At 68.2% G+C, this 10,464-nt stretch carries 10 protein-coding genes and 1 tRNA gene; 8 read left to right on the forward strand and 3 right to left on the reverse strand.

Annotated features, from left to right (window positions below):
* The first annotated feature begins 33 nt into the window (after positions 1 to 33).
* From tal to pgl, 5 genes are read left to right on the forward strand one after another with little or no spacing between them, the layout of a single operon-like run.
* Positions 34 to 1,146, forward strand: coding sequence for a transaldolase (gene tal, locus PTQ19_RS08695; RefSeq protein WP_206820403.1), 1,113 nt, complete (start codon positions 34 to 36; stop codon positions 1,144 to 1,146).
* The gene (locus tag PTQ19_RS08700) at positions 1,143 to 2,744 is read left to right on the forward strand and encodes a glucose-6-phosphate isomerase (RefSeq protein ID WP_274367045.1); all 1,602 of its coding nucleotides are present in this window, start codon (positions 1,143 to 1,145) and stop codon (positions 2,742 to 2,744) included. Before tal ends, PTQ19_RS08700 begins: the two co-directional genes overlap by 4 nt.
* Before the next feature lie 34 nt (positions 2,745 to 2,778).
* Positions 2,779 to 4,323 (forward strand): glucose-6-phosphate dehydrogenase, encoded by a 1,545-nt coding sequence (gene zwf / locus PTQ19_RS08705; protein ID WP_179410649.1) that lies wholly within the window; start codon positions 2,779 to 2,781, stop codon positions 4,321 to 4,323.
* Entirely contained in the window at positions 4,320 to 5,255 is a 936-nt protein-coding gene (locus PTQ19_RS08710) for a glucose-6-phosphate dehydrogenase assembly protein OpcA (RefSeq protein WP_274367046.1), read from the forward strand. Before zwf ends, PTQ19_RS08710 begins: the two co-directional genes overlap by 4 nt.
* A 4-nt stretch (positions 5,256 to 5,259) precedes the next feature.
* Entirely contained in the window at positions 5,260 to 6,039 is a 780-nt protein-coding gene (gene pgl, locus PTQ19_RS08715) for a 6-phosphogluconolactonase (RefSeq protein WP_274367047.1), read from the forward strand.
* Positions 6,040 to 6,046: 7 nt separating this feature from the next.
* Here the strand turns inward: pgl and PTQ19_RS08720 are convergent, their stop codons facing one another.
* Positions 6,047 to 7,042 (reverse strand): multidrug DMT transporter permease, encoded by a 996-nt coding sequence (locus PTQ19_RS08720; RefSeq protein ID WP_274369063.1) that lies wholly within the window; start codon positions 7,040 to 7,042, stop codon positions 6,047 to 6,049.
* Between the two features lie 118 nt (positions 7,043 to 7,160).
* On the opposite strand from PTQ19_RS08720, the gene def reads away from it, so the two are divergent.
* The 3 genes from def (at position 7,161) to PTQ19_RS08735 (ending at position 9,433) form a co-directional block, all read left to right on the forward strand.
* Positions 7,161 to 7,730 (forward strand): peptide deformylase, encoded by a 570-nt coding sequence (gene def, locus PTQ19_RS08725; RefSeq protein WP_274367048.1) that lies wholly within the window; start codon positions 7,161 to 7,163, stop codon positions 7,728 to 7,730.
* 107 nt (positions 7,731 to 7,837) lie between these two features.
* Positions 7,838 to 8,353: a septum formation family protein gene (locus tag PTQ19_RS08730; RefSeq protein ID WP_274367049.1), complete on the forward strand. Its 516-nt coding sequence runs from the start codon at positions 7,838 to 7,840 to the stop codon at positions 8,351 to 8,353.
* A 93-nt stretch (positions 8,354 to 8,446) separates the two neighbouring features.
* A complete protein-coding gene (locus PTQ19_RS08735) occupies positions 8,447 to 9,433 on the forward strand; it encodes a diaminopimelate dehydrogenase (protein WP_274367050.1) in 987 nt (328 codons plus the stop codon).
* Positions 9,434 to 9,538: 105 nt separating this feature from the next.
* On the opposite strand, the gene PTQ19_RS08740 is transcribed toward PTQ19_RS08735, so the two are convergent.
* A tRNA-Asn gene (locus tag PTQ19_RS08740) sits at positions 9,539 to 9,611 on the reverse strand.
* 85 nt (positions 9,612 to 9,696) lie between these two features.
* On the reverse strand, positions 9,697 to 10,464 hold the full coding sequence (locus PTQ19_RS08745) for an ATP-binding cassette domain-containing protein (protein ID WP_179410643.1): 768 nt from the start codon (positions 10,462 to 10,464) through the stop codon (positions 9,697 to 9,699).

Genomic DNA, 10,464 nt, shown 5'->3' on the forward strand with positions numbered 1-10,464 from the left:
GCCACATTGACCGAGCAGCACAAGGAGCAACGCATGAGCACCCCCACCTCAGAGCTTTCCGCGGCCGGAGTCAGCATCTGGCTCGACGATCTCTCGCGCAATCGGATCCAGTCCGGCAACCTGCAGCAGTTGATCGAGACGCGCAACGTCGTCGGCGTCACCACCAACCCGACGATCTTCGCCGGCGCCATCACCGACGCGAACGACACCTCGTACGACGCACAGGTGCGTGAGCTCGCCGCATCCGGCGCCTCTGCCGAAGAGGCCGTCTTCGCCGCCACGACGCAGGACGTTCAGGCGGCGCTCGACATCTTCCGTCCGGTCTGGGAGGCCACCGACCACGTCGACGGCCGTGTCTCGATCGAGGTCTCCCCCGATCTGGCGCACGACACCGAGGGCACGATCGCGCAGGCGAAGGAACTGTGGAACAGCATCGACCGCCCGAACCTGCTGGTGAAGATCCCCGCCACCAAGGCGGGCCTTCCCGCGATCACCGAGGCGATCGGTGCCGGCATCAGCGTCAACGTCACCCTGATCTTCAGCCTCGAGCGGTACGCCGCAGTGATCGACGCGTACCTGGCGGGTCTGCGCAAGGCGAAGGATGCCGGCATCGACCTGAGCGGCATCCACTCGGTCGCGTCGTTCTTCGTCTCGCGCGTCGACACCGAGACCGACAAGCGTCTGAGCGTCATCGGCACCGCTGAGGCGCTGGCGCTCAAGAGCAAGGCCGGCCTTGCCAACGCCCGCCTGGCGTATGAGCTGTTCGAGCAGCGGTTCGCCGACGCCGGCGTTCAGGAGCTGATCGCCGCAGGTGCGAACCTGCAGCGCCCGCTGTGGGCATCCACCGGCGTCAAGGACCCGAACCTGCCCGACACGCTCTACGTCACCGAATTGGTCGCTCCCGGCGTCGTGAACACGATGCCTGAGAAGACCCTTGAAGCGACGTTCGACCACGCCGAGGTGACCGGAGACACCGTCACCGGCACCTACGCCGCCTCGCACGAGGTCTTCGCCGGGCTCAAGGCCGTGGGAATCGACTTCGATGACGTCACCCAGGTGCTCGAAGACGAAGGCGTGGCGAAGTTCATCGACTCGTGGCACGACCTGCTGGCGCAGGTGGCCGAAGGCCTGGACGCCGCGCGATGACTGTCTCGGTGCACGTCTCGGGGGCCGCGAAGGTCGCCGTCGACGAGCTCGTGCCCGGCCTGGTCGCGAAGCTCGTCGCCTCGCGTCTCACGGCTGGCGACGATGAGCTGTGGGGACCGGATGCCCGTGAAGAGGCCTCGGTGCGCCTGGGCTGGGTCGAGGCCGTGTCGGTCTCGCGCCCGCTGGTGCCGCAGATCATCGCGTTGCGTGAAGAGCTCGCCGCGCAGGGAGTGACGCGCGTCGTGCTGGCGGGGATGGGTGGCTCGTCGCTCGCCCCCGAGGTGATCGCGAACACGGCCGGCGCACGCTTGACGATTCTGGATTCGACGGCTCCCGCACAGGTGCTGGACGCCATCGACGACGATCTCAGTGACACGGTGCTCGTGGTCTCCTCCAAGTCGGGGTCGACCGTCGAGACGGACTCGCAGCGCCGCGCGTTCGAGGCCGCCTTCAGCGACCTCGGTATCGATCCGGTCGGCCGGATCGTCGTGGTGACCGATCCGCGTTCCCCCCTGGAGACCGCAGCCCGTGAGGCCGGCTACCGGGTCTTCACAGCCGACCCGAACGTCGGCGGACGCTACTCGGCGCTCACCGCATTCGGGCTCGTGCCGGTCGGACTGGCGGGAGTCGACATCGCCGAACTGCTCGACGAGGCAGAGGCCTCGATGCTGCAATTCGCCGTCGACGCGGCCGACAACCCGGCTCTGCGCCTGGCCGCCGCGATCACCGGCACCGCGCCGCGCCGAGACAAGCTCGCCCTCGTCAGCGACGGCACCCACATCGACGGTCTCCCGGACTGGATCGAGCAGCTGATCGCCGAGTCCACCGGCAAGGCGGGCACGGGCATCCTCCCCGTGGTGATGCTGCCCGTCTCCCCAGAGCTCGAGGCCCCGCCGGCAGACCTGCAGGTCGTGCGTCTGGTCGACGACGCCGACGAGTTCCATCTGTCCGAGCACCACCCCGGCGAGATCCTGGTCAGCGGAACGCTGGGCGCACAGTTTCTGCTGTGGGAGTACGCCACGGCCATCGCCGGACATCTGCTGGGCATCAACCCGTTCGACCAGCCCGACGTCGAGTCGGCCAAGAGCGCGGCCCGCGGCCTGCTTGACGCCCGTCCCGAGCCGACCGCTCCCGCATTCGTGCAGGACGGCATCGAGGTGCGCGCTACCGACCCCGAGCTGACGGCATCCGGAACGCTTGAGGGCGTGATGGATGCTCTGTGGGCACGTCTGGGCGAGGACGGCTACGTGGCTGTTCAGGCCTATGTCGACCGCAGCACGATGGGCCAACTGCTGGGGCTGCGCGAGATGATCGCCGCCGACTCCGGCCGCCCGACCACGTTCGGATGGGGTCCGCGGTTCCTGCACTCGACCGGCCAGTACCACAAGGGCGGCCCCGCACAGGGCGTCTTCCTGCAGGTCCTGGAACGCACTGATGTCGATCTGGAGATCCCCGGCCGTCCGTTCACCTTCGGCCAGCTCATCGAAGCACAGGCCGCCGGTGACGCCGCCGTGCTCGCCGCGCACGGCCGACCCGTCGTTTCCCTCACCATCACCGACGCTGCAGATATCCTGACGCTCTTCGAAGCCGCTCAGTAACCTCTTCCGCCTCTCCAGGAGATATCCCCCACCGATGACTGTCCCCATCTCCCGCGGACGCAATCCGCTCCGCGACCCCGATGATCGCCGACTGAGCCGCATCGCCGGCCCCAGCGCGCTGGTGATCTTCGGGGTCACCGGCGACCTGTCGCGCAAGAAGCTCATGCCCGCCGTGTACGACCTCGCGAACCGGGGCCTGTTGCCACCGGGATTCGCGCTGGTCGGCTTCGCCCGACGCGACTGGGAGGACCAGGACTTCGCCGAGGTCGTACGCGAAGCGGTGCGGCAGCACGCGCGCACCGAGTTCCGTGAAGAGACCTGGCAGCAGCTTCTGCAGGGCATCCGGTTCGTGCAGGGCACGTTCGACGATCCCGACGCGTTCCGGCGCCTGCGTGAGACCGTCGAGAAGCTCGATGTCGAACGCGGCACGATGGGCAACCACGCGTTCTACCTGTCGATCCCGCCGAAGGACTTCCCCACCGTCGCACGTCAACTGAAGGACTCGGGACTCGTCGGTGACGACGAGGACGACGACTCGTGCTGGCGGCGCGTCGTGATCGAGAAGCCGTTCGGAGACGACCTGGAATCCGCGCGCGCCCTGAACGAGGCGCTGGAGGTGGCATTTCCCGCCGACTCGATCTTCCGCATCGATCATTACCTCGGCAAGGAGACGGTGCAGAACATCCTCGCGCTGCGCTTCGCGAACGAGCTTTTCGAACCGCTGTGGAACCGCAACCACATCGACCACGTGCAGATCACTATGGCCGAGGACATCGGTGTGGGAGGCCGCGCCGGATACTACGACGGCATCGGCGCGGCGCGTGATGTGATCCAGAACCACCTGCTGCAGTTGCTGGCGCTCACCGCGATGGAAGAGCCGATCAGCATGTCGGCCGAGCACCTGCGCGCCGAGAAGGAGAAGGTGCTCGAGGCGGTTCAGCTGCCCGAGGATCTCTCGCTCGCCGCGGCGCGCGGACAGTACGCCGGCGGTTGGCAGGGCGGCGCGAAGGTCAACGGCTTCCTCGAAGAGGACGGCATGAACCCGCAGTCGCACACCGAGACGTACGCGGCCCTCAAGCTTGAGATCGCCACGCGACGCTGGGCGGGCGTGCCGTTCTACCTGCGGACGGGCAAGCGGCTGGGGCGTCGGGTGACCGAGATCGCCGTCGTGTTCAAGCGCGCCCCACAGCACCTGCTGGGACGCACCTCCGAGCACGGGCAGAACGCCCTGGTGATCCGCGTGCAGCCCAACGAGGGCGTCACCATCCGATTCGGTTCGAAGGTGCCGGGCGCCGGCACCCAGGTGCGCGATGTGACGATGGACTTCGGCTACGGTCACGCGTTCACCGAGGCCAGCCCTGAGGCGTACGAGCGCCTTATCCTCGACGTGCTGCTCGGCGACCCGCCGCTGTTCCCGCGGCACGAAGAGGTCGAGTTGTCGTGGAAGATCCTCGACCCGATCGAGGAGTACTGGGCGAGCCTGGACACGCCGCCCGAGCAGTACGCACCGGGCTCCTGGGGACCCGAGTCCGCCGACGCCCTTCTTGCCCGCGACGGACGAGTCTGGAGACGCCCGTGATCATCGACCTTTCCGACACGACGGTCAGCCAGGTCGCCAAGCAGCTCGAGAAGGTGCGTGAAGACGGTGGAGCCGTCGCACTGGGCCGGGTCCTGACGCTGATCATCGCCGCCGGCAGCGGTGTCGCCGAGGCGGCCATCGTCGCCGCCAACGATGCCTCGCGCGAGCATCCGATGCGCGTCATCGTCGTGACCACGACCGAGGGCACGGCACGATTGGATGCGCAGATCCGCGTCGGCGGCGACGCCGGTGCGAGCGAGGTGGTCGTGCTGCGCGCCTACGGCGACGCCGCAAGCAACGCCGAGAGCCTCGTCACCGGTCTGCTGCTGCCCGACGCACCCGTCGTCGTGTGGTGGCCGGATGAGGCACCGACGGATGCCGCAGCTTCGCCGCTGGGACGCATGGCGCAACGGCGCATCACCGACGCCGCCACGACCACAGACGTGCGGGACCGGCTCTCACTGCTGGGGCGCACGCATTCCCCCGGTGACACCGATCTCGCCTGGACGCGGCTTACGCACTGGCGCGAGCAGCTGGCTGCCGTTCTCGATCAGCCGCCGTTCGAGCCGGTCACCGCCGTCGAGGTGCGCGGCGCCGCGGCATCGCCCTCGACGGCGCTGCTCGCGGCCTGGCTGCAGATGGCGCTCGGTGTTCCGGTGTCCTGGTCGTACGAGCATCCGGATGACTGGCAGGAGGGCATCAAGTCGGTGCGGCTTTCGCGCGCGTCCGGTGACATCCTGCTGGAGCGTCCGTCGGCGGCCGTCGCGATCCTGACCCAGCCGGGACAGCCCGATCACGAGCTGCATCTTCCGCGCCGTACGGTGCGGGAGTGCCTCGCCGAGGAGCTGCGTCGGTTGGATGCCGATCTGCTCTACGGTCGGGTCATCACCGAGGGCTGGTCGCACCTCGGTCCGCCCGAGCGAGGAGAGTGAACCGATGAAGGTGCAGGGAAAGACCAAGACCGTGGTGGTGGAACCCACCCCCGCGGCGCTCGCGACGCGCGTTGCGGATCGCTTCCTGACCCGGCTCATCGCGCGCACGCGCAACGGCCGTCTCGCCCATGTCTGCCTCACAGGGGGCTCGATGGGCGGGGCGGTGCTGGCTGCGACCGCGGCGGATGCGCGCGTGGCCGATATCGACTGGTCGCTGGTGCATTTCTGGTGGGGCGACGAGCGCTTCGTCGAGCGCGACAGCACCGACCGCAACTCGCTGCAGTCACGCAATGCGCTGCTGAACCGGATCCCGGTTCCCGCCCAGAACATCCACGAGGCCGCAGCCCCGTCGGACGGCCTGACGCTCGACGAGGCCGCGCGGGCCTATGCCGAGGAGCTCGCACGATTCAGCACGGATGACACGGCATGGCCGTCCTTCGCGGTGTGCTTCCTCGGCGTCGGCCCGGACGGGCACATCGCCTCGCTGTTCCCGGACCGTCCCGAGGTGACTGTCACCGATGCCGCTGTCCTGCCGGTGCGCGACTCGCCCAAACCGCCGGCCGAGCGGATCACGCTCACGCGCCCTGTGCTGAACGCCTCCAAGCGCGTATGGCTGGTGCTGACCGGTGCCGACAAGGCATCGGCACTAGGCCTCGCACTTGCGGGCGCGAGCTATGCCGGTGTGCCGGCCGCAGGCGCCAAGGGCCAACGGCGCACGGTGTTCTTCGTCGACGAAGCGGCCGCGGCAGAGGTCTCGCCGGATCTGATCGACCGCGACTACTGAGAACGGACTACGTTCCGAGCGGCGCGTCACCGTCATCCGGCCCGCGCTGTGTGCGGGCCTCGCCGCGCTGCGCAGGCTCGGCACCCGGTGAGTCGGCGCCCGGTGCCGGGCCGCTGCCGCGGGTGATCCCGAGTTCCTGGCTCTCGCTGAGCACCTGGGGGTGGTAGCGGGCCAGCCCGAACACGCCCCATACTGCGATCGCCCCGGCGACCACGAACATGATCAGCACCCACACCGGTGCGGCGTCGGCCTCACCGAGCACGAGGGCACCGATCAGCACGGCGACGATCGGATCGATGACGGTGAGTCCGGCGATGACGAGATCGGGCGGCCCCGAGCTGTACGCGGTCTGCACGAAGTAGGCGCCGACCGTGGCAGCGGCGATGAGGGCGATCAGGCAGGCGACGGTCAGCCAGTCGAAGTTCTGCGCCTGGATGCGACTGATGACCGCTTTGGCGAGTGTGGCGACGAAACCGTAGAGCACACCGGCGCCGGTGACGTAGAACATCGCGCGCATGCGATGGCGCAGGATGAGCCATCCTGCGCCGAAGACGATGATGACCAGGAGCAGGATGGTCAGGATCATGAAGAGATCCTGATCACGGATGGGGCGTTCCGTGGCGTAGAGCGCCGCCAGGCTGACGAACAAGAAGATGCCACCGATACATGCGGCGATCGCGATCAGCGATTGCCTGGTCGGCGAGTGCCCCGAGATGCGGGCGTTGAGCAGTGTGGTGACGACGAGCGCGACGGCGCCGAGCGGCTGCACCACGATCAGCGGGGCGATGGCGATCGCACTGAGCTGGCACACGATCGCCAGCCCGAGCATCAGCGTTCCGATGAGCCACGACGGTCGGGTCAGCAACGCCTTCAACTGAGCCGAACTCAGACCTGTGGTGCCCTCGACACCGGTGATGCGCTCGACCTTCTCGACGCCTCGGTGCTGGTACTGCGCACCCAGCGACATGAACACCGCACCCGCCAGGGCCAACGGGATGCCCATCAACAGCCCGGGGTTGGCGAAGACGCCGACCAGCTGATCGCCGACATCGACTGCGAAACCCACCCCGTTTTGCACTGTCTCACCTTATCGGGCGCAGGTGAGCAAGTAGGGTTGTGCCGTGGCTGTTCTTGCGATCCGTATCATGGGCGACCCTGTTCTGCACTCTCCCGCGGGCGAGGTGACCGCGGTGACCGATGAGATCCGCACGCTCGTCGCCGACATGTACGAGACGATGGACCTCGCCCCCGGAGTCGGGCTCGCCGCCCCGCAGGTCGGGGTCGCGTTGCGTATCTACGTGTACTCGTACGTGGATGACGACGACCAGCCGTGGCGCGGCGAGATCATCAACCCGACGCTGTGGATGGCCCCGCTCGAACCCGGCTCACCCGATCCGGATGAGGAGGCTGAGGGATGCCTGTCGTTCCCCGGCGAGCGGTTCCCGTTGCGGCGCTCGGATCGCGTCTTGGTCACCGGGACTGACCTTGAGGGTGCGCCGGTGCGCATCGAGGTCGACGGCTGGCGCGCGCGCATCATGCAGCACGAGTTCGATCACCTCGACGGAGTCCTGTACGTCGATCGGCTCTCTGACAGCGATTGGAAGACCGCGCAGAAGATCGCACGCAAGCGCGGCTGGATCCGCGGTGGGCATAGCTGGATGCCCGGAGTGGACGATCTCGAGGGCGCGTAGTCGCCTCGCTCACAGTGAGCACAAAGTTGACTCTCAGCTGGTTCACTGGCTAGGTTCCTCCTTCGGGTGCGTTCGCACCCGCACCCCACTTCGAGGAGGAACTCATCATGGCCACCACGGGCAACCGCCGTACGATCGGGACCGTTGCCGCGACGGGAGCACTGGCGATCGCGCTCACCGGTTGCAGCCTGCCGTCCGACATCGCGAGCATGCTCACCGGCGAGGCAGACCGTGACGGAGCCGGCAGCGTGCAGTCCTCCTCCGAGATCGGCATCTTCAACCTCCAGGTCGGCGACTGCAAGATGGAGGACCAGAGCGGCGAGATCCTCGACACCACCGTCGTCCCGTGCGATGAGCCGCACGATGAAGAGGTCTACGACGAGTTCGCGATGGCCGACGGCGACTTCCCTGGCGTCGAGGCCATCCAGGCCGAAGCCGAGACCTACTGCGTGGAATCGTTCGGCGATTTCGTCGGGATGCCCTGGGAGGACTCCGCGCTGGAGTACTTCGCCATCTACCCGACGCAGGGAACGTGGGAGCAGGCGGACGACCGCATCGTGCAGTGTGTGATCTGGGACCCCGAGGGCCAGGTCACGGGCACGCTCGCCGGCGCCGCGCGCTGACTCTGCGCGGCGTCACGCCGCGCAGACGGCGGGGGCGCTCCCTCTAGGCTGGGAGGGACTCCCCCGCTCCCCCGAACTCTCGAAGAGGCACCCATGACTGCGCGCACACGCATCGGCATCGTCGGCTACGGAAATCTCGGTCGAGGGGTTGAGACCGCCCTCACGCTGACACCCGACATGCACCTCGTGGGCGTCTTCACCCGCCGCGACCCGGCGACGGTTCGCCCACTGGCCGAGACGACGGCCGTGCACGGCCTGGAAGCCCTTGACGGCATGCGCGATGAGATCGACGTGCTGATCTTGTGCGGTGGGTCAAAGTCTGACCTTCCTGAGCAGACGCCGGCGTTGGCATCCGCTTTCACGGTCGTCGACAGCTACGACACCCACGCGCGCATCCCGCAGCACTTCGCCGCCGTCGACGCCGCGGCACGCGGCGCCGGCACCACGGCGATCATCTCGACCGGCTGGGATCCCGGGCTGTTCTCGCTGCAGCGCCTGTACGGCGAGGCCATCCTGCCGCAGGGCGAAACCTACACGTTCTGGGGGCGGGGGCTCAGCCAAGGGCACTCCGACGCGATCCGTCGTGTTCCCGGCGTCGCGGCCGGCGTGCAGTACACGATCCCCTCGGACGACGCGATCGAGCGTGTGCACTCGGGGGCCCGCCCCGAGCTGTCCACACGAGACAAGCACACGCGGGAGTGCTTCGTCGTGCTCACCGAGGGTGCGGACGCGGATGCTGTGCGCGAGGCCATCGTGACGATGCCGGACTACTTCGAACCGTACGACACGACGGTGACCTTCATCTCGGCGGAGGAGCTCGCAACGAATCACGCGGGTGTCCCCCACGGCGGCTTCGTGATCCGCAGCGCTGAGACATCCGCCGGCACCACGCAGACGATCGACTACCGTCTCGCGCTGGAGTCGAACCCCGAGTTCACGGCCAGCGTTCTCGTCGCCTACGCCCGCGCGGCCGCCCGGCTGGCAGCATCCGGCGATCATGGCGCGAAGACGCCGTTCGACATCGCCCCGGGGCTGCTCTCGCCGAAGTCGCCCGAGCAGCTGCGCGCCGAGATGCTCTAGGACGTACCGCGTGGTGCGGGGCCGACCGGGCCCCGCACCACGCGCGTCCGACCACGCGGAACACGCAGAAGAGCCCCGTCCTGAGGACGGGGCTCTTCTCTGTTGCTCCCCCGGTTGGACTCGAACCAACAACCTGCCGGTTAACAGCCGGCTGCTCTGCCAATTGAGCTACAGGGGAATGTGCTCGCTGCGCGGGCAACTCGTCTAGCTTAGCAAACTCCCACGGCCTCTCCGAACACGGCCGACCACCCGGGCGTGGCGCGTCAGCGCGCTCCGTTCGGCTCGGCATCCGGCGACCACAGCAGGTTGCGCCCGACCCCTCGAGCGACCACGTGACCGCCACGCAGGATCAGGGTTTCCGCATCGAGCTCGCGAATGAAGTCGGCGTCGTTGGTCACCATCAGCGCCGCCATCGCGCGCTCGGTTCGGCGCCGGGTGATCGCGCCGAAGACCACCGGGCGGACCTCCAGATCGAGGTTCGCGAGGGGTTCGTCGGCGATGAGCACGTGGGGTTCCAGCATCAGTGCCCGGGCGATCGCGACGCGCTGACGCATGCCTGCGCTGAGCTCATACGGAAACTTCGTCGCCATCCCCAGCGGCAGGTGCAGCTCGTCGAGCAGCGCCGCGACGCGCATCGCGAGTGCCCGACTGTTGACCTTCTTCTCGCGCGAGGTGACCGGCTCCGAGATCGCCTCGCCGACCGTGAGGCGCGGCGGCAACGACCCGCCCGCCCCCTGCGGCACGAATCCGGTGAGTGCTGTCAGCACGCGACGTCGGCGCCCGGGCCGACGCACGTTCACCCCGCACACCTCGGCACGCCCGCCGGCGACCTTGAGCGAGGCGTCCCCCATGCCCGCCAGCGCAGTCACCAGCGATGACTTACCCGACCCGGTCGAACCGCCGATGCACATCAGCTCACCCGGCTGCAGTGTGAATGTCACGCCGTCGACGGCACGGGTGGTGCCGCCGTGCCCGATCCGATCGATGACGAGGTCATGGCAGTCGATCGCGGCGTCACTGTCGGCAGGCAT

This window comes from Microbacterium esteraromaticum (genome assembly GCF_028747645.1).
GTDB lineage: Bacteria > Actinomycetota > Actinomycetes > Actinomycetales > Microbacteriaceae > Microbacterium > Microbacterium esteraromaticum_C.

Coding starts and splice junctions, on each gene's coding strand:
- tal (WP_206820403.1), top strand. CDS start 34: ATGAGCACCCCCACCTCAGAGCTTTCCGCGGCCGGAGTCAGCATCTGG.
- PTQ19_RS08700 (WP_274367045.1), top strand. CDS start 1,143: ATGACTGTCTCGGTGCACGTCTCGGGGGCCGCGAAGGTCGCCGTCGAC.
- zwf (WP_179410649.1), top strand. CDS start 2,779: ATGACTGTCCCCATCTCCCGCGGACGCAATCCGCTCCGCGACCCCGAT.
- pgl (WP_274367047.1), top strand. CDS start 5,260: ATGAAGGTGCAGGGAAAGACCAAGACCGTGGTGGTGGAACCCACCCCC.
- PTQ19_RS08720 (WP_274369063.1), bottom strand. CDS start 7,042: ATGGGCATCCCGTTGGCCCTGGCGGGTGCGGTGTTCATGTCGCTGGGT.
- PTQ19_RS08730 (WP_274367049.1), top strand. CDS start 7,838: ATGGCCACCACGGGCAACCGCCGTACGATCGGGACCGTTGCCGCGACG.
- PTQ19_RS08735 (WP_274367050.1), top strand. CDS start 8,447: ATGACTGCGCGCACACGCATCGGCATCGTCGGCTACGGAAATCTCGGT.
- PTQ19_RS08745 (WP_179410643.1), bottom strand. CDS start 10,464: ATGCCTGCCGACAGTGACGCCGCGATCGACTGCCATGACCTCGTCATC.